General features: G+C 46.2%; 18 protein-coding genes. 11 read left to right on the top strand and 7 right to left on the bottom strand.

The window, feature by feature from the left end:
* Positions 1 to 3 precede the first annotated feature (3 nt).
* Positions 4 to 399 (bottom strand): DUF2850 domain-containing protein, encoded by a 396-nt coding sequence (locus OCV11_RS03335; RefSeq protein WP_261894985.1) that lies wholly within the window; start codon positions 397 to 399, stop codon positions 4 to 6.
* A gap of 275 nt (positions 400 to 674) precedes the next feature.
* On the opposite strand from OCV11_RS03335, the gene argA reads away from it, so the two are divergent.
* On the top strand, positions 675 to 2,012 hold the full coding sequence (gene argA / locus OCV11_RS03330; protein WP_261894983.1) for an amino-acid N-acetyltransferase: 1,338 nt from the start codon (positions 675 to 677) through the stop codon (positions 2,010 to 2,012).
* 326 nt (positions 2,013 to 2,338) lie between these two features.
* Entirely contained in the window at positions 2,339 to 2,536 is a 198-nt protein-coding gene (locus OCV11_RS03325; RefSeq protein WP_261894981.1) for a hypothetical protein, read from the top strand.
* Between the two features lie 60 nt (positions 2,537 to 2,596).
* Here OCV11_RS03325 and recD read toward each other — a convergent pair whose 3' ends face one another.
* From recD to recC, 3 genes are all read right to left on the bottom strand, one after another.
* The gene (recD, locus tag OCV11_RS03320) at positions 2,597 to 4,699 is read right to left on the bottom strand and encodes an exodeoxyribonuclease V subunit alpha (protein ID WP_261894980.1); all 2,103 of its coding nucleotides are present in this window, start codon (positions 4,697 to 4,699) and stop codon (positions 2,597 to 2,599) included.
* Entirely contained in the window at positions 4,696 to 8,310 is a 3,615-nt protein-coding gene (gene recB, locus OCV11_RS03315) for an exodeoxyribonuclease V subunit beta (RefSeq protein ID WP_261894979.1), read from the bottom strand. Before recB ends, recD begins: the two co-directional genes overlap by 4 nt.
* Before the next feature lie 292 nt (positions 8,311 to 8,602).
* The gene (recC, locus tag OCV11_RS03310; RefSeq protein ID WP_261894978.1) at positions 8,603 to 12,052 is read right to left on the bottom strand and encodes an exodeoxyribonuclease V subunit gamma; all 3,450 of its coding nucleotides are present in this window, start codon (positions 12,050 to 12,052) and stop codon (positions 8,603 to 8,605) included.
* 193 nt (positions 12,053 to 12,245) lie between these two features.
* Here recC and OCV11_RS03305 point away from each other — a divergent pair, with 193 nt between their 5' ends.
* The 4 genes from OCV11_RS03305 to OCV11_RS03290 all read left to right on the top strand — a co-directional run bounded on the left by OCV11_RS03305 (position 12,246) and on the right by OCV11_RS03290 (position 15,987).
* Complete coding sequence (locus OCV11_RS03305) at positions 12,246 to 13,136, top strand: LysR family transcriptional regulator (RefSeq protein WP_261894977.1); 891 nt, start codon at positions 12,246 to 12,248, stop codon at positions 13,134 to 13,136.
* An 89-nt stretch (positions 13,137 to 13,225) separates the two neighbouring features.
* On the top strand, positions 13,226 to 13,525 hold the full coding sequence (locus OCV11_RS03300; RefSeq protein ID WP_261894976.1) for a YebG family protein: 300 nt from the start codon (positions 13,226 to 13,228) through the stop codon (positions 13,523 to 13,525).
* Positions 13,526 to 13,797: 272 nt separating this feature from the next.
* Positions 13,798 to 14,829, top strand: a complete 1,032-nt coding sequence (gene dapD, locus OCV11_RS03295) for a 2,3,4,5-tetrahydropyridine-2,6-dicarboxylate N-succinyltransferase (protein ID WP_261894974.1) — start codon at positions 13,798 to 13,800, stop codon at positions 14,827 to 14,829.
* A gap of 150 nt (positions 14,830 to 14,979) precedes the next feature.
* Positions 14,980 to 15,987: an adenosine deaminase gene (locus tag OCV11_RS03290; RefSeq protein WP_261894973.1), complete on the top strand. Its 1,008-nt coding sequence runs from the start codon at positions 14,980 to 14,982 to the stop codon at positions 15,985 to 15,987.
* Between the two features lie 136 nt (positions 15,988 to 16,123).
* Here the strand turns inward: OCV11_RS03290 and OCV11_RS03285 are convergent, their stop codons facing one another.
* Together OCV11_RS03285 and OCV11_RS03280 are read right to left on the bottom strand one after the other, a co-directional pair.
* Entirely contained in the window at positions 16,124 to 17,302 is a 1,179-nt protein-coding gene (locus OCV11_RS03285; RefSeq protein ID WP_261894972.1) for a uroporphyrinogen decarboxylase/cobalamine-independent methonine synthase family protein, read from the bottom strand.
* A 278-nt stretch (positions 17,303 to 17,580) separates the two neighbouring features.
* Positions 17,581 to 18,666 carry a GNAT family N-acetyltransferase/peptidase C39 family protein gene (locus tag OCV11_RS03280; protein WP_261894971.1) on the bottom strand — a complete coding sequence of 362 codons (1,086 nt, stop codon included), beginning with the start codon at positions 18,664 to 18,666 and terminating at the stop codon, positions 17,581 to 17,583.
* 70 nt (positions 18,667 to 18,736) lie between these two features.
* On the opposite strand from OCV11_RS03280, the gene OCV11_RS03275 reads away from it, so the two are divergent.
* The 3 genes from OCV11_RS03275 (at position 18,737) to OCV11_RS03265 (ending at position 21,791) form a co-directional block, all read left to right on the top strand.
* Positions 18,737 to 20,188 carry a RimK family protein gene (locus OCV11_RS03275; protein WP_261894970.1) on the top strand — a complete coding sequence of 484 codons (1,452 nt, stop codon included), beginning with the start codon at positions 18,737 to 18,739 and terminating at the stop codon, positions 20,186 to 20,188.
* A 61-nt stretch (positions 20,189 to 20,249) separates the two neighbouring features.
* On the top strand, positions 20,250 to 21,188 hold the full coding sequence (locus OCV11_RS03270; protein WP_261894969.1) for a zinc transporter ZntB: 939 nt from the start codon (positions 20,250 to 20,252) through the stop codon (positions 21,186 to 21,188).
* A 48-nt stretch (positions 21,189 to 21,236) separates the two neighbouring features.
* Positions 21,237 to 21,791 (top strand): gamma-glutamylcyclotransferase family protein, encoded by a 555-nt coding sequence (locus tag OCV11_RS03265; RefSeq protein WP_261894967.1) that lies wholly within the window; start codon positions 21,237 to 21,239, stop codon positions 21,789 to 21,791.
* Positions 21,792 to 21,831: 40 nt separating this feature from the next.
* On the opposite strand, the gene galM is transcribed toward OCV11_RS03265, so the two are convergent.
* Entirely contained in the window at positions 21,832 to 22,881 is a 1,050-nt protein-coding gene (gene galM, locus OCV11_RS03260) for a galactose-1-epimerase (RefSeq protein WP_261894966.1), read from the bottom strand.
* 453 nt (positions 22,882 to 23,334) lie between these two features.
* Here galM and OCV11_RS03255 point away from each other — a divergent pair, with 453 nt between their 5' ends.
* Together OCV11_RS03255 and OCV11_RS03250 are read left to right on the top strand one after the other, a co-directional pair.
* The gene (locus tag OCV11_RS03255) at positions 23,335 to 24,477 is read left to right on the top strand and encodes an HD domain-containing phosphohydrolase (RefSeq protein ID WP_261894965.1); all 1,143 of its coding nucleotides are present in this window, start codon (positions 23,335 to 23,337) and stop codon (positions 24,475 to 24,477) included.
* 134 nt (positions 24,478 to 24,611) lie between these two features.
* Complete coding sequence (locus OCV11_RS03250) at positions 24,612 to 26,294, top strand: AMP-binding protein (protein WP_261894964.1); 1,683 nt, start codon at positions 24,612 to 24,614, stop codon at positions 26,292 to 26,294.
* The last annotated feature ends 94 nt before the right edge of the window (positions 26,295 to 26,388 follow it).

Here is a 26,388-nt window from a genome sequence, read left to right as displayed (position 1 = left end):
AGGTTACCTAATGTTATTTTTATATTTTCCTGACAGTCGGAACACTGGGCTGTAATAAGAAGGCGAGATTAATTTCATTTCGGTGAGGTCTTGATTGGTCATTTTGAATTTGTAATTAATGCCCCCCGCTCGATAAGTTAAATACTCTCCATCAAACTGATAACGGGTGGTCACTGTATGCCCCTGCACTGAAATGGCATTTTTGCGCACTTCAATTGTCTGCGCAGCATAAGGTGCGACATCCTGCTCTACCCAAAGGCCGCTTATCGCCATTTCTGGGGTAAAAAAACGCTGTGCCTTTAGATAAAGGTGTCCGTACATCAGAGCTGCTATCAGAGTTCCGAGCACCGCTATCGCCAGCAGTGACCACTCGAGGATTTTTGTCTTACGCGTCGCCAAGTTTCATTACCTACACGTTTCATTAGCTACAAGTTTCATTAGCTAACTGGCCCAAAATCATTGGTTGGGTTCGAGTCAATAACAGGAATGAAATGTGATAAGCGCTTCACACAATAATTCATTCCATGATGGGTTTATCAATAAAGTGTAACCCATAAGAAGTAGACTCCAAAACTAAGTCACAAATATTTGCAGTGGAATCAAAAAAACACCTTGCCCTATCTTGAATAAAAAGTCATTATTTAAACATATTTAACCATAGAGAGTGTCAAGCAGTGAAAATACGCAGTACCGCACTAGTAAAGGGTTTCAGACAGTCTGCTCCATACGTCAATGCTCACCGTGGTAAAACCATGGTAGTAATGCTTGGAGGGGAAGGCATAGCAGATAAAAACTTCCCAAACATTATTAGCGACTTAGCCCTACTTCATAGTTTAGGGGTGAAAATCGTTTTAGTTTATGGTGCTCGTCCACAAATCAACCACCTGCTTGAACTCAATGACCACTCAACGCCATACCATAAAGGCATCCGTATTACCGATGAAACCGCTCTAGGATTAGTTATGCAGGCTGCTGGCCAGCTACAATTGACCATTACTGCGCGCTTATCGATGAATATGAACAACACCCCTATGGCAGGCAATAAGCTCAATATTGTCAGCGGTAACTTCGTTATCGCCCAACCGTTAGGCGTCGATAATGGCATTGACTACTGCCACAGCGGTAAGGTTCGTCGTATCGATATTGAAGGGATTAACCGCATCCTGAGTCAAGACTCAATTGTGCTGCTTGGCCCGATTGCCAGCTCAGTAACTGGCGAGTGCTTTAACCTGCTGTCAGAAGAGATTGCGACTCAAGTAGCGATTCGCCTTAAAGCCGATAAGCTGATCGGTTTCTGTTCTGAGCAAGGGATTATCGATGAACGCGGTAACGCGATTGCAGAACTCTTCCCTGCAGAAGTGGAAGCTTTGGTGAAAAAGCTGGAATCAGAGAGCAACCCAACCTTAGATGACACAACGGGCACATTACGCTTCTTACGCGCATCGGTTTCAGCGTGTCGCGCTGGGGTCACTCGTAGCCACTTGGTAAGCTACAAAGATGATGGCGCTTTAATCCAAGAACTGTTCTCTTTCGACGGGATTGGTACTCAAGTGGTTACCGCCCGCACCGAACAAGTTCGCCAAGCACACATTGACGATATCAGTGGTATTTTCGACCTGATTTTACCATTAGAAGAACAAGGTATTTTGGTACGTCGTTCTCGTGAACAACTTGAACAAGAGATCCATAAATTCACCGTCATTGAAAAGGATCGCTTAATCATAGGTTGTGCAGCGCTCTACCCTTATCATGATGAAAAAATGGCCGAAATGGCTTGTGTCGCGATTCATCAAGATTATCGTGATGGGCATCGTGGTCTAGTGCTGTTAGAACACATGAAGCATGAAGCTAAAAACATTGGTATCAAACAACTCTTTGTTTTAACAACACAAAGCTTACACTGGTTTAGAGAACAGGGCTTTATCGAAGTTGGCGTAGAGGCCCTACCAGTTGCCAAGCAAAGTTTGTATAACTATCAAAGAAGATCAAAAATTCTAGTATTAAATCTTTGATAAAATTCAAAAAAATGCGGATTTCTTTTCTCATAAATGGGAAATCCGCCTTTAAATGCAACCACATTCACACAATTGATCATTAAATAATCACTTCCCATTTAAGATCATTGTCTGTAAAATCCGCACCTCTGTGATGCACGTCATACTTTTTTGTGTCATAGATGAGCTGAATACGTCAGATTGGATCATCACCCTACAGTGTAGTGGCGAGAAAGTTGTACTAATGGAACAAGACGGTCAGCCCAACAAGTTTGGATATCAAGGATAGTTTATTACTGGCAGGGATGATTTTTACTACTGACTCAACTCATAGCAAGAAATCAATGAAGACCGTCATTTGTAACTCACTACAGAGTTTTTGGGATATGGCTGATAACGAACTGTTAGAAGGCCTCAACGTACACTGTGTTTTCCATGTTAACGATCAACTTAAAAGCTACATTCTAGGCACTCGTGATCGTTATAAAATCAATCAGATCAGCTTTTCTAAAGTCATTCGTCAACACGCTTTAACAATGTGATAAGCAAGGTTCGAAGCTCCCTCATTCGCTTCGAACCTCGATTTATCCATACTGTTCGAATTAGCGTAACCGTTGCGTGAGACCACTCGCTCGGCGCGTCTGAATTTTAATTCCACGTTTCAGAACCCCTTGATCGCAATAGAGATCGAGGCGTTTTTTAGCGCGCGTAATACCGGTGTAAATCAATTCGCGCGTTAAAATCGGGCTAAATTCTGGTGGTAAAATCATTAAGGTGTGGTCAAACTCACTGCCTTGAGACTTATGAATAGTCATCGCATAAGCAGTTTCATGTGGCGGCACACGACTTGGCAGCACGCCTTTGACGCTGCCGTCAGGCAATTCAAAGTAGACTTTCAAGCGGCGTGTTTCATCGGTTTCATCGATTAAACAAAGACCAATATCACCATTGTACAAACCCAAGCCATGATCGTTACTGGTGACCATCACTGGCCTGCCGTGATACCAAAGCTCATCTTGGGTTTTGATTTTCTTACGTGCAGCTAATCCGCGTTCCACTCTTTGGTTCAGACCCACCACACCAAAATCCCCTTCACGCACCGCGCAAAGCAAGCGAATTTGACTGAACTGCTGTAAAGCAGCTTTGGCTTTTAGCGTCATCGAGAGCTGTTTGCTCTCATCATAAAAAGAGCGCTGCGCGGTATCGAGATACTCAGAATAGCCTTTGACTAAGGTTTGAATCATCTGCTGATACGCTTCACTGCTCAACGGATGATGTTCAATATCGCTAAACTCTTGCTCCCACACGGTATCCAAGCGCAGTGCCTGACCACTATTGACCGCGCGCGCCAATTGCCCAATACCTGATCCGGCATTAAAGCGATAACTTTTTTGCAGCATACATAGACAATCCGCTATCGCGCTGGTTTTATCTGAAAGACCATGTTGAGAATGCGCCAAGGTCGAGAAACCCGTTAGCTGCGCTAGGCGTTGTCCCTGTTCATGGCTATAACCCACGGATAAGAAGGAACAAATATCCCCCAGCACGGCACCAGCCTCAACCGATGCCAACTGATCTTTATCGCCTAACAATACCAAACGGGCGTGTTTCGGTAAGGCTTCAACCAGTTTGACCATCAGTGACAAATCCACCATCGAGGCTTCATCGACCACCAGCAAATCTAAGTGAAGCGGGTTATTGAGGTTATGACGAAACTCAGCGCTTTGAGGCATTGCCCCCAGCAAGCGGTGAATAGTGCTCGACTCGGTCGGAATCAATGCTTTGAGCTCCGGCTCAACGGGGAGCTTTTCTACTGCCTTCGCAATGGATTCGGTAAGGCGTGCGGCTGCTTTGCCTGTCGGAGCGACCAATTTAATCGTGGGTGTGATCCCATTTTGCGTCGCTTGGCTAATCAATGCCGCCAGCAATTTGGTGACCGTGGTGGTTTTACCGGTGCCCGGCCCACCAGATATAACCGTAAAGCGTCGAGTTAATGCCACTGCTGCCGCCACTTTTTGCCAGTTAAGACAAGCAGATAACGGGACTAAGGTGTCTAATGCAGCCAGCTGATTTGGCGTAGTCGCTGCCGTAATACAACGATCGATCGCCTGCCAATCCAAACCATCAGGAGCGACAACATCGAGTAGATCGTTCACATTACGCTGGCGTTCGACTTGTGTTGTGACACCAGATAACTGCTTAAATATCAGTGCATAATCACGGCTAAACAGCTCATCAAGACGTTCACGAAGCTTTTGGACACCGGTAGCCTCAAAGCTCAAAGGGCTAGCAAATTGACCTAACTTTTGTGCCAGCACCACTTCGTAATACCAATAACGATGTAGATACAGTCGCTGCCCATCAAAGACTAACGGTGTGGCACGTTCACCAGCAGAAACCAAGCTGCTTGAGGTGAGCAAACTAACCCAATCCGTTTCGAGCCAATCGCGCTGAAAGGCTTCTGCACTTGCGCCATACATGCCGAGCTTACTGAGAAAATCGGTGAGCTGGCCGTTTTCATCCCACATTGGCAAACAGATATGGCCACGCCCAAGCTCAGCACTCAATACCGCCGCCAAGAAGGTCAATGGCAACTCCTGCGACTGACATTGAGAGCCGATAAAGCGCGCAAATTGATAATCGAGTTGGCGAATGGAGCCCTGCTCAGCCAGTAACGACAAATCGGTAAGGGGTGAGGTATTCATAGATCCAACTCCATCTGACCTTGCGAGGTCTGGCGTACATCAGGTTCTTGACCATCGATCAGATGATCCAGCTCAGTTAAGAAAGTATGACTCGGTTTGGCATGGAAAATACCGTTATGGGGCTGCCCATCCACACCACGTAAAAAGAGGTAATAGACCCCACCAAAATGGCGTTCATAGTCGTAATTAGCAAGACGACTGCGCAAAAAACGATGCAGTGCTAAAGAGTAAATTTGGTACTGCAAATCGTAGCGGTGCTCTGCCATCGCCTGCTCAAGCCGCGCCCCACAATAGGCATCAGGTTCATCACCAAGATGGTTCGATTTCCAGTCGAGCACGTAATACTTACCCTGATGTTCAAACACTAAGTCGATAAAACCTTTGAGCATGCCCTGCACCGTATAAAAGCCGAGATCGCCCGCTTTGGCGGATAAAGGGTCATGACGATGGGTTACTCGATTGAGTCCTGGAGCATCCAATACGGTAATCGGAAGCAAAAACTCCATTTCAACTAAACGTTGTTGCGCGGTTTTTTCTCGTAAATAGAGATCCTTGCCATCTAAGGGTGTATTCATCACCGAATCAATCAGTTGCGTTAGAACGGGTAGCCACTCAACGTCGAGTTGCTCTCGTTCCATCAACTCCATGATGATTTGCTGGTTACTGTCACTTCCAGCAGGTTGAGTGAACTCCACATGCTCAAACAAGCTATGCAAAAATGTTCCTGGCTGCGCCCCTCGCGGAAAGGTAAAAATCGAACGCTCAGGTTCGAGCAGTAAGGTTTCATCTTGTTCATCGGCAGAATCAATATCAAAGCCAGAAATCTCTACCGTCGCATCGACACTCTGATGGCTGCCTTGCTTCACCAACCCTGAATAACTGGTGATACGCCAGTGGCGATCTATCGTCGTTTGCAGTTCATTAACAGGCAAAGAATCATGTGGTTTTTCGAGCGCTCGAAATGGCTGTTCAGGACGCGTTGGCGGTTCATTTACCAACGCATTCAAGTGTTCAATCGCCGCAGTCAGTGAACTATCGAGTAATTCAATGCCACCGGCTTGGCCATTTTGCAGCAAAAAGCCCATGGCACTTTGATGCACTCCGGTAGGCTCTTGAGTCGAACGCCCATTACGCAGCGGCGCGACACCAATAAAGCAGCCATATACCGCACGGGTTAACGCCACATAAATCAAACGTAGGTCTTCGGCTAAACGTTCTTTATCTGCTTGAGCTAACGCTGCTTCGTTACCGGTAATGTCCAACATGGTTTTACCGCTCGCCGCGTCGTAGTACTTACCTTCAGAGGCTGCTCGATAACCAATCACAAACGGTAGAAAGACTAAGTCATACTCCAACCCTTTCGATTTATGAATAGTGACGATTTGCACCAAGTTACGTTCTGATTCCAAACGCTGAATTTGGTCATCACTACCACCTAAACCTTGCGCGACATCGGTCATGGTCTGCGCTAACCAACGCAGCAAACCGTGGTCACTGTCGATATCTTGATTAGCTTGTTGCAGCAGCTCACCTATGTGCAAGTAATCGGTCAAATGGCGCTCGCCATCGGCTTCTTCAAGCCAACGCTCCGCAATATGACGTAGGCTAAGTACCGCGCGTAGCATCGGCAATACACCACGCTCAACCCACAATTTACGATAGGATTTAAATTCGTTGACCGCATTTTCCCACACGTTCTCATCGTTATTGAGCGCGTCAAGCTGCTTGGCATTCAACGCAAACAGCGGACTTGCCAACGCCGCTCTTAGCGTGCGGTCATTTTCTGGGTTCAATACCGCCTGTAGCAAACGCTGAATATCGCTCGCCACACTGCTGGTAAATACACTGTCGCGGTTAGAAAGGTAGACACTGGCAATCCCTTGCGCCGCCAGCGCCTCTTTTATCATGCGCCCCTCACTGCCGGTTCTCACCAACACAGCAATATCCCCGGCAGCAATAGCGTGATCTTGATTAAAGGTCGCCTCACCTTGCTGCGCAGCACTTAAAATGGTCTGAATTTGGCTGGCCGTCGCCTCAGCCATGGTGTTGAGATAATCCCCTTTGGTCATTAAAGAGCCTTCTGTATCGGGTGACCAGTAAGTCAACGCAGGCTGCTTTTCGTTACCGATGAACCACCCTTTTTGATCGGCTTTAGGACTGGCCTTGACCGGATAAAAAGGAATGTCTTCATCATAAATAAAGGGGCTATCTGGGCGCTCAAACACTTGGTTGACGCACGCTACCATATCCGCACTTGAACGCCAGTTGGTGCCCAGGGTGTAATGCGCTGACACCTGATTGCGCGCACGAATATAGGTAAAAATGTCCGCACCGCGAAACGCATAAATCGCCTGTTTCGGGTCACCGATCATAAACAGACCGGTTTGCGGATGCGCCAAGTAAATACGGCTAAAAATACTGTATTGCAATGGGTCGGTATCTTGGAATTCATCGATCATCGCCACCGGGTAAAGCTGGCGAATTCGCTCTGCCAAAATGTCATCATCATCGTTATCCAACGCAGCTGAAAGCTGAGTCAGCAGGTCATCAAACGAGAGCCACTGTTTAGTTTGCTTGGCTTTAGCCAGCATCTGTCGACACTCGCTAATCGCATGAGCAAGTAGTGGCGCTTCAAGATTAACAGGCTGCGCCAAAAACTGCTCAATGGCGACAAACAGCGGATGCTCCGGCGCGCTGCCTTTAGGCGTTTTTTCCATTAAAACCGCTTGAGAAAAACGTTCTAACTTATCGGGAACATCGTAGCCTGTGGTCTCAGAACTTGCCCACAGGCTTACCGCTGCAATCCACTCTGGCAGGGATTTTTTGGTGTAACTGCGCTTATTTACATCTGAGTTGGCAATACACCCCTCAACGTCCGATTCGTGCTCGCGCCATAGCGCTTTGAGCTCATCCACTCGCTGTAAGTTTTGCTGGTGTAACTGCGCTAAGTCGCCACTCATGGGCAGAGTTGTTAAGGTAAGCGGTGCGCCAGTCAAATAACCACTAATGCGTGCTAATAAATCCGCAGGTGAACCCCACATACGACGAATTTCCGCTGCCAGTTGCAGCGGCAAAGGATAAAACTGACGACGCCAGTAATCGGCCACCACTTGAGCTTTTAAATGACTCTCATCGGTCACAAATTCGTTATTAAACCGACTTCCCGATTCAAAAGCATTTTGCGTTAGCATGCGCTGACAAAAACCATGGATGGTATACACCGCCGCCTCATCCATCTGACGTTCTGCTTCGGTTAGCAGTTGCACCGCAAGAGGATGGTCATCGTATTCCACCAGCAAAGGCTTAATCACTGGGTCTTCACTGACACCACGAGCAAACGCCATCTTAGCGGCATGAATACGAGCACGAATACGATCTCGCAGCTCTGCCGTAGCCGCTTCGGTAAAGGTCACCACCAAGATTTGATCGACAGTTAACGGCATTGCATGGCGAGTTTCAGCTGTGCCATGCCCCAAAATAAGGCGCAGATACAAACCAGCGATGGTAAAGGTTTTGCCCGTCCCCGCAGACGCTTCAATCAGTCGCGCGCCATGCAGCGGAAATGTCATAGTATCCAGAGCAATAGGTTCGATTTTCGACGTTACCGACATGGTGCATTACCCTTTAAATTCGTAAGCCAAGACATATGTGATCCAAGCAGCAATATTGTTATTTAGTACCATAAAACAGCAAGATGCCCTGTTTTTGTGAGAGATTGTTCACAGCGCACCATCGCGGTGCTCGATAGAATTCTTTCAACTTAGCGCTGATGGTGAAATCCATCATCAGACGGATACCGAATTACAGGTCCCTCTGACCCGTGGCCGTACAGCGAACACCCTACACAAAAAAACGATTTTCTGACGGCCACAAATTCCTGCTTCATTCCCAAGTTCAAAGCCATCATTGTTCCATCCCATCTTGCATTGCCAATCGCGGCGCTTGTAACACCAACGCACTATTGGTACGAACTTGCTGTGCGAGTTCATCATGCCATTGTGGCCAAATGCGTTGAATATACGGATTATTGCCTTCACCCGTGGTCATATACCCATCGTTAAACGTATCTGCCATTTTCTTCAATGACTTCTCTTCATCATCAACCCAATTGCCCCGGGAGAATCCAGCTTCAACACAGGCGAGTGCCGTACGAGGAAAATAGGCTAATGGCTCAGTGAGCCCTTGATAGAACAGACGCACCAGCTCATTGAGCATCGCGACAGCCTCTTCCTTAGATGCCATCGGTGGCAATATTTGATGCACTACGCCTTCTTTACGGTCGTAACCAATCACATGCGTTGGTTTGTGATGTCCCGTGGATGCCAAACAGAGATGATCAATCCAAGCGGCTAAGATATCTTGCGCGCGAATCGAGCCACTACGATAACGCAGTAACCCTGATTGATAGACCTGAGTCAGCCAGCCGGTGAGTCGAGTTGGTTTTCCTTGCCCAAGGAAGTTGAGTTGAGAATTCACTTCAATGTCCTCAAGGGGCTGCGCGGTTAAAAAGCGAATGCGCTGCGCCAATTCTTGGGTTTGAACTCGATTGGTTTCCAGCTCTAAGGTGCCAAATTCACCGACGGGTAATTTACCCTGTGCTCGCTGCTGTTTAGCAAAGTGGGCAATCGCTTCTTGTTGTTCCACTTCACTTTGGCAGTTCAGCAATAAACCCAAAAGCTCATCGCGTAATTGATAGCTTTCTAGCCCGCCAAGAGCAAACGGCTCATCGTCTTCCATCACTGCGTGGGGCATTTCAAATTGCACTTTGAGGCGACGATTAAAGAAGTACTGCACTGGTAAACGCCAAAAACGTTGCAGCTCGACCAGATCGAGTTCCAGAGGAAACGTGGCATCCAACAAATAATCATCCAGCGGAAGATTAAACTGCCCCGCCGCACTGCCTTGACGCAGCGCCGCTGGCACCCATTCTCGGGCGTAACTGCCATCACGCAAGAAGCTATCAGGACTGAACGGCACCATGGCGTGATGCCGCACTAACTGCGCCACTAATCGCTCGCCCGACTGGTCGCTATCTAAGGTTTCATCGCCGTATAACGCGTAATTCTGTTGGCAATATTCCAATAGCTCACTAACCAAAACCGAAGGAACGCGTTCGGTATTGTCTTGGATAGAGCGTCCTACATAACTGATATACAGTGTTTTTTGTGCTGAGAGCATGGCTTCCAAAAACAGGTAGCGGTCATCGTCACGTCGCGAGCGATCGCCAGGTCGAGTGCGACCGTTCATCAAATCAAACCCTTCTGGCGGCATGGTGCGGGGATAAACACCATCGTTCATTCCCAGCAAGCAGACGACATTAAATGGAATCGAGCGCATTGGCATCAAGGTACAGAAGTTCACTTGCCCAGCTAAGAAGCGCTGGCTGACGCGCGTTCCCGACAGTTTGTTATTGAGGTACTGGCTGATAATGATCGGTGCAATATCCTGCTCATAACGCGCATCAACTAACTGATCTTTCAGTTGTATTAAGGTGTCACGAATCGATTGCAGTGCTAACTCACCTTCCAGATCCACAGCGAAGAAATCGACGAGTAATGAGTAAAGCACCTCACGCCACGCATCAACCGATTGAGTTTGACTCAATAGGCTACGATATCGACTTACGGTCTCAATAAAGTGCGCGAGTTTGCCTGCCAATTCAGCGCTCATCCCTTGCACTTCATTATAGGGAGCAAGCGCCAGTTCCCCTTGTTCGTAAAGGTCCACACAAGGTGGCATCGCATAGCCAAGTAGCATGCGCGCAATACCAAACTCCCACGTATTTTGTTGGGTTTTCGGCAGGTCAAATTCAGTCGCGGTCGTCTCGTTGAGTCCCCAACGAATACCCGACTCTTCTATCCATAACTTGGCAGTGGCAAATTCCTCTTCATCGAGTTCAAAACGCGCCATCATCGCCGGGGTTTCTAACAGCTCAAGCAATTCGGAAGCTAGGCAACGCGATTGAGGAAGATTAACTAACTGCAAAAAAGCGGTGAGCAGCGGGCTTTCTTGATCGGCAGTGCGGTCAGAAATCGAATATGGAATAAAGCGATCGCCCGGCGCATTACCAAACACCGCCTGAATATAAGGGCTATAGGCATTGATGTCCGATACCATCACAATAATATCGCGTGGCTTTAAGTCGGGATGGCGATCAAACATCGCCAGCAATTGATCATGTAACACTTCCACTTCCCGCATCGGGCTATGACACGCATGGAAGGTGACCGAATGGTCATCAGGGTCAATTTGCGGTTTGTGGTCGCTGCTTTCCAGCAGTTGATCGTCTTGATGCTCTTCGAGATTGAGAATATCCGCCTGCAGCTGATGCAGCAGATTATCGCGGTCGACATCGATAAACAGTTGATGCTCTTCATTATCGCTTTGGGCTAACAGATAAAGATTATCGCGCCCCAGTTTGCCCATTGAGGCCAATAAGCTATTACCTACCGCGCCGGCCGTATGCAGCTCATCAGTAGCATAATCGTCGATTGAGCCTTTAAGTGGCGACACTTCGCCACTCACTTCAATGGATTGCGCTTTTAAGATCAGTTTTTTGCGACGCTGGCTTTCCATCCGCGCAAGGGTTTTCTTATCGCGAATGTCCCCCCAATAGTGCTGACAGGGGTTAGTAAACATCAGATGGACATCAATGTGTTCCCCCAAGGCTTTTAACGCTTCCATATAGCGAGGCGGCAATGAGGAAATACCAAAAATAAACAGCCGTTTAGGCAAGGTCGACACATCCACCTTACCGTTGGCTAAAGCCGAAATAAAACTGTCGTAGAGATTGGCACGATGATAATGAGACTGACCCAAATCTAAGGTGTACTGATAAAGATCACGCCATAAAATGGGCTGCCAAGGCTGCTCTCCATCCAGTTCAGCAACCTCTTCTCCCGCTTCCCACGTCGCAATCCAATCTGGGCGATACACCAAATAACCATCGAAAATATCGGCGATTTTCTCCGCCAATTGATAACACTTAGATTGGTCATCATCATGTTCTAGGTAGCGGCGTAGCGGCGCGAACTCGTCACGTGGCAGTAGCGCGGGTAAACGCTCCATCAATTTCCACGTCATCGCTTCTTTGTTAAACGCACTGCGCTTTGGCACATCGGGTAAAATGCGAGTAAACATCTCCCAGATAAAGGTCGCTGGTAGCGGAAAATCAATATTGGCAGCCACCCCAAGCTCTGCGGCCAACGCCATTTTGAGCCACTGAGACATGCCTGGGCTTTGCACGAGGATCTGCTCGGCATCAAATGGATTGGCCAACGGGTCATTTTTAATTAAATAGACCAGCAGGATTTTAAGAGAATCGACTTTATTGGAATGATAAACGGTAAACACGATGCGCTCTGTATCTCTGACGTTAACTGATTTGAGAGTAACATAACTCGTTATACCCTATGAGCAAATTCCTGTTTTTGCTACGCAAAGGGTTAGCAAACACTCAATTTGAGCATCACTTAACGCCCCTTTGTTGCACTGACCACTCTTTTCTTGAATCATATCCTCATTCAATGACCAGCATGAACGATCGATGAGCAGTCACATTACCCTCAAACAGTTACGCGTTTTTACGGTGATTACCCAGCTAAAAACCATTACCGCTGCAGCAGACAAACTCTATTTGTCCAAAGCCGCCGTTAGCATGACCTTGTCGGAGCTGGAAAAGCAGCTCGGTCATGCACTCTTTGATCGCGTCAATAATCGTTTGATACTCAATCAAGAGGGGCAAAAACTGCTGCCTTTCGCTGATGAACTGCTCCATCGCCTTGCTGATCTCGACCATGTGTTTAACGACCAACAAACCCTATCGGGCCAACTGCACATTGGCGCAAGCGACACCATAGGTAATCAAGTTGTGCCTTACCTACTTAGCCAATTTCGTCAGCAATATCAGCACTATGACCAAAGCCTCTTTATCTCAAACTCGGCATTAATCTGCCAAAAACTGGTCGATTATGAGTTGGATATTGGTTTGATTGAAGGGAAAACCATCCATCCACAACTGATGTCGCAACAATTTAGCCAAGACGAGATGTGTGTGATCTGCTCACCCGCCCATCCACTCGCGCAACAAGGAAAAGTCGCGATGACCGACTTTGAGCAAAGCGAATGGATTTTACGTGAGGCAGGTTCAGGCTCGCGGGAGTTCTTCCTGCGCACTGTCGCACCACGTATCGAACAGTGGCACGAAGCCTTTGAACTCAATACCACCGAAGCCATCATTAACTGCGTATCGGCGAATTTAGGCTTTGCCTGTTTATCCAAATTGGCGGCCCACGCGGCAATGACGGACGGACGGGTCAAGATTCTTGACGTGCCACTCGACATGAAACGTCGCTTTTGGATCTTGGTCCATAAAGAAAAATATCAAAGTCCGCTACTCAAGCATTTTATGGAATTTTGTCATCAGTGGGATAAGTAGCTCTCACTTTGGTATACTGCGCTGGACTTTCAAGTTTTAATACTGTATATAAATACAGTAAATTATGAGCAACCAACAGAGGAATAACCATGGCTGTCATCGTTAAGTACGTGGTGGAACGCAACGGAGAAGAGAAAATGACTTTTACCTCTAAGGCCGAAGCTGACGCTTATGACAAAATGCTAGATATGGCAGATGAGCTTTTTGAACTGCTAGGTAAGAGTGAATTATTCGAGCAAGAAGAGAAACAAGAAGAACTGGCGATGTTCCTTGCTCAACATAAAGAAGATGTACTTTGCGCACTGGGTGCCAAACGTAAACCTGCGCCAGCGCCAGCAAAACCTAAAGCGGTGAAAGAAGCAAAACCTGCTGTGGATGATGCTGCGTAATCTCGCTCACCAAGCTTACCTAGAACCGTTGCCTCGCAACGGTTTTTTTATGCTTTCCGCTTATAGACATATATCGCTCAAAAGACAAAGGGTATCTTTCTACAGACTTCTTACCGTTTTGCCCTTTCTTCTGCTGAAAAGTCTCTTTAAGATGACTCTCAACTTAACAAGACACACTATGGCTCGGCTCAACCATAGCTCCTGATGTGATGAAACATTGGCTACAACAACAGGGTGTCTGGATATAACTATTTAAATATATGGAGAATTTCATGGCTCATTTTGCAATCGGCTTCGGCGCTGCCACCAAAAATCGTGATGGGAAAATCATTGAAGCATTTTTCCCAACCCCAATCATCAATCCAAGCGATGCATTGGTTGCAGAATTAACTGCAGCAATAGATTACGCTGAAGGCAATCAAGCGGTTGAAATCACAGCAGCTCAAGCAGCAACTATCGCAACCATCTTTGCAGCGAATGACCAAGCAGAAGCAGCTTCATTCGCAGAGAAAGCAGCGGCAGCGACCCAACCACTAGTATTGGTCGTTCTAGCGTCTGATGAAAAACCAACTAGCGTGGCAGAAGGTTTCCTAAAACTGCAACTTATCTCTCATCGTCTAGCAAAACCACACGGCATCGTGCTTGATGGTATCTTCGGTTTGCTGCACAACATCGCATGGACTAACGAAGGTCCAATCGATCTACCTGAATTGGCAGACCGTCAAATCGAAGCTCGCCTAGCAGGTCGTGCTCTGACTGTCGATTGTGTCGACAAATTCCCTAAAATGGTGGATTACGTGGTACCAACTGGCGTTCGTATTGCTGATACCTCTCGCGTACGTCTTGGCGCACATGTGGGTGAAGGCACCACCGTTATGCACGAAGGCTTCATCAACTTCAATGCTGGTACCACTGGCGTAAGCATGGTTGAAGGTCGTATTTCTGCTGGCGTTCTTGTCGGTAATGGTTCAGATATCGGCGGTGGCGCTTCTATCATGGGCACCCTATCTGGTGGCGGTAAAGTGGTGGTCTCTATCGGTGAAAACTCACTGCTTGGTGCAAACGCAGGTCTTGGCTTCCCTCTAGGCGACCGTTGTACTGTAGAATCTGGTCTATACGTGACTGCAGGCACTAAAGTGCGCATGCTAGACAAAGAAGGCAACGAAGTAGAAATCGTAAAAGCACGTGACCTAGCAGGTGTTTCTGATTTACTATTCCGCCGTAATTCACAAACTGGTCAAGTTGAGTGTCTAGCTAATAAATCCGCTGTTGAATTGAATAGCGAGCTGCACAGCAACAACTAATCAGCTGTCTTTAAAAGTATTTAAAGAATAAAATTCTATGTTCAAGAGGCTAGCATGCAGATGCTAGCCTCTTTCCTATATCTATAATTTGGCATACTTTCTGCTTTTATTTATGGATGTTCGCTATTGATGAAATACAAAGGGGTTAGCATGCAAAGCTTTATTCAGCACCTACCAAAGGTAGAACTGCATCTTCATATCGAAGGTTCTCTTGAGCCAGAGTTGATGTTTGAACTGGCTCAACGTAACCAGGTTGAGATACCCTTCGCTTCACCAGAGGAAGTACGCGACGCGTATCAGTTTACTAACCTGCAGTCTTTTTTAGATATCTATTATCAAGGCGCGAACGTTCTGATCCATGAACAGGACTTTTTTGATTTAACTTGGGCATACCTACTGCGTTGTAAAGCAGATAACGTCATTCACACAGAAATTTTCTTCGATCCACAGACTCATACCGCTCGTGGTATTGAATTTAAAACCGTGATTAACGGTATCAGCCAAGCACTGGAACAAGGCAAAGCCGAACTGGGTATTTCTAGCCAAATCATCATGTGCTTCTTACGCCATTTAAGTGAAGATGATGCACTGACAACCCTGCAGCAAGCATTACCGTACAAAGATAAGATCATTGGTGTCGGTTTGGATTCTTCCGAGCAAGGTCATCCGCCAGAGAAATTTACTGAAGTGTTCCGCAAAGCGCGTGAAGCAGGCTTCCTTGCAGTTGCTCATGCGGGTGAAGAAGGTCCTGCGCTGAACATTCGTAACGCGATTGATGTTCTTGGAGTACAACGTGTCGATCACGGCGTGCGCTGCGTAGAAGATGAAGCGCTGGTTGCTGAGCTTGCCAAAACACGTATGCCGCTAACCGTCTGCCCTCTTTCCAATACCAAACTGAAAGTGTTCCAAGAAATGACGGAACACAATATTGTCGAGCTACTACGCAAAGGGCTGTGCGTGACCATCAACTCAGATGACCCAGCTTACTTTGGTGGCTACATGACCGATAACTTCAATGCAGTAAGCAACGCCCACCCGATGACTCACGCGGAATTGGCGCAATTTACTCTGAACGCCATTGAAGCCAGCTTCATCAGCGATGCGGAAAAACAGACGCTGGCAGAAAAAGTGAATCACTACGTGGCTAGCCACGCTTAAGCCGCTCAACACTTATTTCAGTAAGCAAAAAGCCGCTTTCTTACGAAAGCGGCTTTTTTAACTTACCGAGAAACTGACTCGGGAAATGATTGCAAATATCTATCCGTCACTCCCAAATCAGCTACTCCCAAACCAATTATTCCCAAACGCGTTTTGCTACTTCTTGTACCAATTTAATTTTGGCCCACTGCTGCTCTTCAGTCAGAGCATTACCTTCTTCTGTTGAAGCAAAACCACATTGGGTACTTAAGAATAAGCGATCAAGAGGAACGTATTGAGCCGCTTCTTTAATACGAGCAACAACCGCATCAGCATCTTCCAATTCAGCAATTTTTGAAGAGACGAGACCTAACACCACTTTTTTATCACCGGTCAGTTCAGCCAGTGGCGAGAAGTCACCAGCACGGTCGGTATCAAATTCTAAGTAGTACGCAGACACGTTTTCACGGCCAAACAATACTTTCGCCACAGGAGCATAACCGCCACTTGCTGCCCAAGTAGAACGGTAGTTACCACGACATACGTGAGTGGTTACAGTAAGACCTTCTGGCGCACCGGCAATCGCTTTGTTATTGACGGTTAGATAAAGCTCTGCTGCATCAGCCACGCGACCTTCATGGCTCAGTTCATGGTTTGCACCACAACCACAGCTGCTTGCTTCAGAAAGTGGTGTATCTGCTGCGCCTTTCGCGGCAAATTTAGGGTCAACTAGCATTCCCCAAGTACAGTCATCGATCTGCACATTGCGGCAACCAGCGGCTGCAAGTTCTTTGAAGAAAGTGTGATAAGCCTGAGCAATATCTTCTACCAACTCATTTTCATCGCTGTAGATAGCTTGAGTCGAGGCTTGGTTATCTGAGCGTTGTAGCTCCGCTAAAAATTGCGCTGGCGCTGGGATAGTCAAGCGAGGTAGAACCGTTTCATCAGCAAGGCTAGCTAGGAACTTGAAATGCTCAATAAATGGGTGATTTGCACCACCAATTTTGCCCGTCAAACGTGCACTGTCAGCTCGAGTCACCATGTTCACAAATTGGTAGCCTTTATCGAGTACCACGTGTTCAATGCCTTGCAGGCCCCACATAAAGTCTAAGTGCCAGTAAGAACGACGGAACTCACCATCGGTAATCACTTTTAAACCTAGTGATTTCTGTTTTTCCACCAGTTCAGTAATCGCTTTGTCTTCAATCTCTTTTAGCTGATTAGCATCGATCGCACCTTGTTCAAATTGGCGACGAGCATCGTGCAGATACTGAGGGCGTAGGTAACTACCGACAACGTCGGCATGGAAAGGCGCATTAAGCTGAGATTGAGACATGGTTTTCTCCCTAAACAAGTGGAATTCGTTAATACCGTTTCATATTAACCACAGCCGTATAGACATCCAAATGAAAAACATTCATGTTGAGATGTAGGGAAATTCACTATAGAAGTTAATGAGTTAGGATTTTTACATTAGGAAGAAATCAAGTAAGAGTGGTAGTGCGCGCTACCACTCTTGTTTTCTAGGAACATCGTTTTTCTAGGGACACTTTTCGCTAGGTATTTGTTTCGCTAGGGACTTACTTTGCATGGAACTTAGCAATCGAGCGATGGTTACTTTTTTATCACCACACAGGAGATCTGTTTCTGTTTACCAAAACAGATGATCTGTTGCAGCGCAGCTTTACCAATCGGCACATAACCCGACGCAATAATGTCGTTCTCGGTTTCAGCATGAGGGTCGTGGAAGAAGAAAAACTTCTCACTCATGCCGCTCAAAATGATCCAGTGCGGCTCTTTCTTACCATCAAAGCGATAGGTACTGATGAGAAGTAACACGCATGCTCCCTCACGAATCCACGCTTCAAAATCGGCTTGGCTTGGTGGCGCATCGATGATCTCGACTTCCTGCTCTTCTAGTTGACGGCAGAAGTCCTGATGAACAATTTCAATGACCGTTTTTTTGTTCTCATCACGCACGCTATCGATAAAAGGAATACCGCGGGTTTGATTCCACAGCTCTACTTGATAACCGCGGCGAGAAGCGGCCAAAGCGAGACCTTGTCCACTACAACCACCATGGCCAGCTGCCATGAAAATCGTGGTTGCTTCACGCCACAGTTGTAACTCCATCGCGCGACTTGGTTCAAAGTCTTTATTGAGGCAGCCAAAGCTCATCAAAAGGCATGCGGCGCCACAGGTAAATTTGGTGGTTTGCAGATACAACGGCATGTTTAACATGACCTTAGGTTCGGTCGGTGTTAAGCGTTTTTGTAGGCGACGTCCATTGCACAAATCATCGTAATAGTGAATCAGTAGCTTCAGGGTTTTATAGCCCATTTTTTCATATAAATTTATCGCTGCTGTATTGTCTTCCCGCACTTCAAGACGTAATGTAGTTGAGCCTTGATCAAGAGCAGCACGCTCGCATTGTTCGACGAGTTTCCGAGCAATCCCCCGGCCTCTGAAATCAGGTTTAACGGCAATCGAATATAACCTTGAAAGCTGTGTACCTTGGTGAAAAAGTAGCAATGCATATCCGGCCAATTCTGTACCGGAATCAGCCACAAAAATAATGGCGTGGTTGGAATGTAAAAAACGCTTCATTTGACGGGGAGAAATTCGGTCTCCGTCGAAAAGCTGAAGCTCTAAAGCATTAAGCGCAGTTAAATCAGTACTCTTCGCATGACGAAAGTCCATACGATGTCCTTAGGTGGTTAGCAAGATTGCGCATCAATCATAGATCTAATGCAATAGGAAACCTATAGTTATGGCTAACCTTTTAATCGTGACCGACAAAGTCAGTGACTGGCAACAATACTTCCCTTCGGAGCAAGTTGTCAGCGTCGATCAATATCTTAATGCTGACTGGAAACATAATCACAAGAGTGTTCAAGTAGTGAACCTGTGTCGCGATTACGGTTATATGAGCAGCGGTTATTACTGCTCCTTGATGGCAGAAGCACGTGGTCACCGAGTGATCCCTCGTGTTATGGCTATCAACGATATTAACCAGCCTCTTCTTCTCTCATCCGATTTAGTCAAAATGCATAAGCTTTGCACCGAAGAAGATCCCATTCGTTGCAAAATTTATTTTGGCCGAACTCAGCATAAAGGGTTGGAAAAGCTAGCGAGATTACTTTTTGAACAATTCATGGTGCCAGTTATCGAACTGGAAGTGGGCACATTAAATGGCCACTGGCAAATCAAGAAAGTAGCACCATTCCCATTCCAAGATTTGCAAGGACAAGAAGAAGACTTCTTTATCGAGTCTTTAGAGATGTTCTCAAGCAAAGTTTGGCGTCGACCAAAACAAGAGAAAAAATATCGTTACGATATCGCTATGCTGGTTGATGAAGAAGAGAAGATGCCACCTTCCGACAAATCCGCATTAAAGCGTTTTCGTCGTGCCGCCAATCGTTTAGGGATGAACCTTGAGACCATATCTCCTGAAGATGGCTCTCGTTTGGGTGAATTTGATGGCCTCTTCATTCGTGCCACCACTAACATCAGTAACTACACTTACCGCTTCGCGAAAAAAGCGGAAAAGATGGGGATGATTGTGATGGACGATTCCGAATCGATCATGAAATGCACCAATAAGGTCTTTTTAACTGAGTTACTGCAACGCAATAATGTACCAGCACCAGACAGTGTGATTTTGCAAAGCTTCGATCCAGAATGGAAACAACGCTTGCTCGAACACTTAAGCTTCCCTCTGGTTTTGAAAATTCCAGATGGCGCTTTCTCTCGTGGTGTAGTGAAAGTTCGTAACGAAGAAGAGCTTGCGGTTGAAGCTGAAAAGTTATTCAACAAGAGTGCTCTGATTTTGGCACAAGCCTTTATGCCAACCGACTTTGACTGGCGAATTGGGGTACTTAACCGCCACCCTATTTTTGCTTGTAAATACATGATGAGCCGTGGTCACTGGCAGATTTACCAACACCACAGTAGTGGTCGTGTTTCTTCTGGTGGCTTTGAAAGCCTCGATTTGAAACAAGTACCTAAAGCTGTGGTAGAAACCGCACTCAAAGCAGCCAACTTAATCGGTGGCGGGTTATATGGTGTTGACTTAAAAGAGATAGACGGGCAAGTTTATGTTATTGAAGTTAACGATAACCCAAGCATCGACCATACTGTGGAAGATGGTTTCTTAGGTGATTTGCTGTATGACAGCGTGATGACTGAATTCCTACGTCGTATCCAACTACGCGGGTTATAAGCATCACACAGGTGCTCTGTGCGCAGAGCACCTGTAATCTCCGCATACCAAAGGAGGTTGAATGGATTTTTTACTCGATCACTGGGATTTTAACAGTGACAAAGCAACGAAGCAGGCTCTTAGTCCTGATGAGATTCAACCCGATCATTGGTATCACTGCCAGCGAGAGGAACCTGAAGTTCGCCGCTGGTTAGAACGCAATCAAGTCCCAAATTCGATTATCGATAGCTTATTGGCTGAAGATACTCGTCCCCTATTTGAACAATACGAAGATCAAGATTTTCTGCTGATTTTGCGCGGCGTAAACCTGAATGCCGATGCTAATCCAGAAGATATGCTTAGTTTGCGCCTGCTGTATGTTAATGGTGCGCTGATTTCTACGCGTAAGATTCCCTCGAAAACCGTCAGTGCGATTCGCCAAAATCTCGAAGACCAAAAAGGTCCCGCCAATTTGGCCGAGTTGGTGATTCAAGTCATTGATGGCATCAACAGCAATATCGATGCGTATCTCGATACCGTCGAAGACAAAATTGACCGCTTTGATGATGAAATCGAACTGAGTGAAGAGCTGATGCAAACCCATAAAGCGCTGCTGAAAATTAAGCGTTTTATCAAGCCGCAGCAATACGCTATCGATGATTATCACGACAGCGATTCAAGCCTATCTCAGAGTAAAAATCTCCGTTTACGCCACAGCGTCAACACCATCACGCGCATCAACGAAACCTTAGACTTCTTTTTGAGTGAATTGGAAATCATTAAAGGTGAATTGCGCCAATACCATGCAGAACGGATGAACCAAAACACCTATCTGTTCTCTGTTATTGCAGCCATTTTCCTCCCTACCAGCTTTTTAACGGGGTTATTGGGGGTCAATGTTGGCGGCATACCAGGTACCGATTCTCCAATTGCCTTTGGATTGTTTTGCCTCGGATTAGTGGTTATCTTTGGGGTTGAGTTTTGGATCTTAAGCCGGCTGAAATTTTTCAGTCAGTCGTGATAAGTGAGGCAAGGATGTCTCAAGTCGTCACTATGTAAAGGAGCAGTTATGTACATCTTTGGTTATGGCAGTTTAATTAATGCTGCGTCACGTCAACTGACCGGTCAAACCGGTGCTGCCATTCCGGTCATTGCCAAAGGATTAGTTCGCTATTGGGGGAAAATCGACGACAGTTATATTATGTCGCCCTTGGTCGTTAACCAAGGCAATGGTGAAGTCACTGGGGTATTACTTGAGGTGAGCCCAGAAGAGCTGGTAGAGTTCGACCGCCGAGAAGCAGGTTACCAACGAGTAGCTCTCGATGCGTCGCAAATTTCCAGCGACCACGCTTTTGATAACAGCCAACCTATTTGGGTTTATGTGACTCAGTATCACTTACCACCCTGTGAGCACAGCCCGATCGTTCAAAGCTATGTCGATACAGTATTAACAGGCTGCCTTGAGATTTCAGAGCAGTTTGCACGCCACTTTATTGCCAATACGGTTGGCTGGCAGTTCCCTTACGAAAACGATCGTCTGTCGCCTAAATACGCGCGTATGGCAGGGGTTTCGGCTCAACATCAAACGTGGATCGATGCCTTGCTGCTCGAATGTAAAGCGTGATAACGCTTCCCTTATCGATAAGGTAAGGGAAGCATTAGGATTAACAGAACTGATAAACCGTTGTGAAGTGATACTCGTCGTTAGGCTCTAAATAACAACTTTGATGTGGCCACTCACGATTCGGCGAATCTGGTAAGAATTGCGTCTCTAGTGCGACACCATGGTAATCGTGGTAAACCCCACCAACACGATTAGGTGTCCCTTCCAACCAGTTTCCGGTATAAAGCTGCACTGCAGGTTTGTCGGTAAACACATTCACGCTTACCGCACCATCCGCTGCCGTTAATGTGGCAACAGGATTATCCAAAGTTGGATTACCTAAAAAGTAACTGTGATCGTACCCTTTGACCAATTTTTGCTGTTCATCAGCCAACAGTCTTGAACCAATCACTGTAGGCTCACGAAAATCGAAGCTCGTTCCTGCGACATCTGTTAACCCAGAGGCGAGTGGAATGCCCATATCAGTGGTTGGCAAATACTCTTGCGCATGGATACACAAGGTATCTTCCAACACAGTAGCGCCAGATTCCGCGCCCATTAAATTAAAATAGGCATGGTTAGTCATGTTAATCGGTGTTTTGGCATCGGTCGTAGCATGATAATCCAGGCGTACTTCGTTATCATCGGTCAAAACCACCGTCATGTTAGCCACAACATGTCCAGGGAACCCTTGGTCGCCATCTTCCGAGTCGATAGTAAAACGAACGGATTGCTCACTTAATATTGTGATTTTCCAACGCAGGTGACTCCATCCTTCCAGACCGCCGTGTAAGCAGTTTTTCCCTTGGTTTGCCGTCACATGATAGGTGATGTTATCTAACTCAAATTGTGAATTGGCAATACGGTTTGCATAGCGACCTACCGTTGCGCCTAAGTAACTCGTCTGCTTTTGGAAAGCTTCCATACTACTTACACCAAGCAATACTTCACGAAGGTCACCTTCAACGGGCACTTGGCAGCTAAGCCATGTCGCGCCGATATCCATAAACAATAGACGCATGCCGTTAGCGTTGACTAATGTCACCAATTTAGCCGGATGCCCATCGTAAGCGGGTTGCTCTGCCAATAACGGTAAGTATGTTTGAATCATGTACTGCTCTCCCCCGTGCAACTTAGCCATCACTCCACATGGTTTGCGGTCAAACTTGGCTAAGTGTCAGTGAATGGATGAAATATCTCGCAGTCTATCAATCAATTTTCCCTAGGGTCTGTGATCAAAACGGCAAAGTGTAAACGTTTCCAATTCAATTATGGAATGAATAACACCATGATTTACCGGATCTTTGTTAAAAAGGCCTTTATTAACGACTGCTAACCTAGTGTTACAGTTTAGCAAGATTCACGCTGCAAAAGTTGAACGTACGTGTCAGTTGAAGTGAGAATAATCCTCTACACTAATGGATAACTAAACAACTCAAGATGAACCATTGAGCATCTCATCAAAGAGCTAAAGTGGCGGGCTGGAACCTAGCGGTATTGCTCACACCTACTTGGGAAAATCGTTGCCGAGCGAAATATGATTAAAGGGGGAAACATGGAGAGGATGGACCATAACGATGATTTATCGCGCTCAAGTTTATCAGCATCGTTAAATCATCAGTTATCTGACATTCATTACCATATGCGCATATCAATACCTAATATTGATCGGCTCTCTTTTGCCTTGTATGACCCAGAGACGGACCAACTAAAAACGTATGCCGACAGCTCCCCTCACGGTAGTGAACTCAATCAGTATTCTGTCGCGCTTTCCGATTTACCCACACTAAAAAGTTGTGCTGAATCGGGTGAAACCCGAGTAGTCAACAATATAGCCGAACGCTTTAGTAAAAATACTCATCATACCCAATGGTTAATCGAACGTGGCTTCCATTCATCCGTTGCCGTACCGGTGTATAGTCAGCATCATTTCATTGGCATGTTGTTTATTAACTCGCATAAAGAGGACTTTTTTACTGATGTGATCGTCAGTGCTCTGGCTGAGTTCGTTGACACCTTACTGATCTCCATCATCTCCGAATACGAGTTAGTACATAACCTTCTAGATTCAACAAAAAATCGTAATCTATCCGCCCCAAGGCATTGGTCTGCAGGAACGTGCCACCGGGAACGAATGTGGCGTTTTACTCAAGTGATCGCCAAAGAAGTCGCAGCTCAGTATCAACTTAGTGATGAAGAGATCGAAAATATCACTCAGTTCTCGCGCTATCATGATATCGGCAAAATATCAGTTCCTTACAGCACCTTGACCTCTTCAGACACCTTAACCGTCGCGCAAAGAAGAGAAATCGATCAACATATCGAGCATGGCGTTGAGATTATTGACCAGATCATTGAGCAACTTAAATCACCGAATCACCACTGTGTTCATTTGCTCAAGGACATCGTCGCCTACCACCACGAGTTTCTCGATGGCTCTGGCTATCCTTATGGATTGTCTGGCGAACAAATTCCTATTTGTGCGCGTATCATCACCGTCGCCAATATTTTTGATGCTCTTACCAGCCATCATCCACACAAGCAAGCCCGCTCAATTCCCTATGCTTTGCTTGATTTAGAAAAGATGGTCTTTGATGGCAAGTTAGATGGCTACTGTGTGAATGCCCTACGCGAACATCAAGATGAATTGGAAGAGATCATTCGCCAGTATCCCGGTACCGATCCATGTCAATCTAACGCTCATTAACTGCATGGCTTAGATTTACGTAACAACATGATTAAGGTCGCAAATGAGATTGGTTTAGTAGAGCGCGCAGTGATAAGCAGGTTGCGTCTACACTCTTAAGTGAGCGTAAACGTATCTAAACGACAGGAGTGATAATGAAACCATCCCCTCTAGCCAGTGGAAGTCAATGCACACTGCCGCCACCTAACGAATTGCTCCTGATTTGGGCGCGCATGAAGCCCAATGACGTTTACTTAAGGCAAATTGTCGATCGGCAATTTAAAGAATTCACCTATATTGAAGTCGCTGAGCAGGCGCTACGGCTGGTTTCTGCCCTGACCTCACTTGGCGCAAAACCGCGCGACAAAATCGCATTAATCTCCAAAAATTGCGCTGAGTGGTTTATCTGTGATTTGGCCATGATGCTGGGTGATTTTATCAGTGTTCCCCTGTTTCCTACCGCGCAAGCTCAAACCATTGAATATTGCCTAACACACAGTGAATGTCATTTTCTGATCGCTGGGAAACTCGATGATAATCAAGCTATCACGCAAGTGATGGCAGATATGTCCACTTTAACGACCATAGCGTTACCTTACGACTCAGCTCCAACCTGCCAGTATCAGTTTTCCGAACTGATTGCCGATTACTCCCCGAGTAAATTACGCCCAGTTCATCAAGATGATACCATCATGTCGATTGTCTATACCTCAGGCACTTCAGGCTATCCTAAAGGCTCAATTTTAACTTATGGCAGTTTCTCTTGGACCGCTAAGCAGATCATCGATCATATTGGTATTCACTCCCAAGATCGGCTCTTTTCCTATTTGCCGTTAGCCCACATTACTGAACGTGTTTATATTTTTGGCTCATCGATTATGGTCGGAATTCCAACCGCCTTCCCTGAGTCATTAGAGACATTTATTGACGATGTTAAAATGCAGCACCCAACCCTATTTATCTCAGTACCTAGGCTTTGGCAGCTGTTTCAACAACGTATTCTGGATAAAATTCCAGACCATGTATTGCAGTTTTTACTGAGTTTTTTCATCACTAAGCGGTTGATACGCAGAAAGATCATTCGCGGATTAGGCTTAGAAGAAGCACGAGTATTAGGCTGTGGCTCAGCGCCAGTGTCACCCGCTTTGCTAAGATGGTACAACCGTTTAGGCTTAGAGATTACCGAAGCGTGGGGCATGACCGAATCATTAGGCTATGGCACCTTAAACTACCCATTTCTTGAAAGCAAAATTGGTACTGTCGGACGGGCAGGCCCAGGGGTAGAACTGCGCATTGCTGACGATGGTGAGGTAATGATGAAAACTCAAGGCATGTTCTCAGGCTATTACCATCAAGAAATTAACGAATCCAGCTTTGATGAGAACGGCTGGTTACACACTGGCGATATTGGCACATTAGATGAGTTGGGTTATCTCACACTACTAGGGCGTAAAAAAGATACCTTCAAAACGGCCAAAGGTAAGTTTGTTGCCCCAGTTCCGATTGAAAAACAGCTGTATGAAAAAAGTCGTGTAGAGATGCTCTGTCTCATTGGCTCAGGTCATCCATCACCTATTTTGTTAGTTGTGCCACATCAGTTTCCGCATTTTGATCGAGCCCGTTACGAACGGCGTACCAAACTCATCATTGACGAGATAAACCAAACGCTGGAACCGCACGCCAAAATTAAGAAAGTACTCATGATCAATAAGCCTTGGAGTATTGAAAATGGCTTTCTTACGCCAACATTGAAAATCAAACGCTTTGAACTAGAAAGGCATTATCAGCATCTCAGTGATAACTGGCCTAATGAACAATTGGTGCAATGGGAAGCGTAGAGAACATAGAGTAAACGGGTGGGATAAACTCGTCACCATCTCACCAAACAGATAAACAAAAGCCCCAGCGTCAGGCTAGGGCTCATCTCTTTCG

Origin of the sequence: Vibrio porteresiae DSM 19223, assembly GCF_024347055.1 — a bacterium.
In the GTDB taxonomy this organism is placed as follows: Bacteria; Pseudomonadota; Gammaproteobacteria; order Enterobacterales; family Vibrionaceae; genus Vibrio; species Vibrio porteresiae.
The sequence above is the reverse complement of the archived record's forward strand: the minus strand, read 5'-3'. Positions and strand labels throughout refer to the sequence as shown.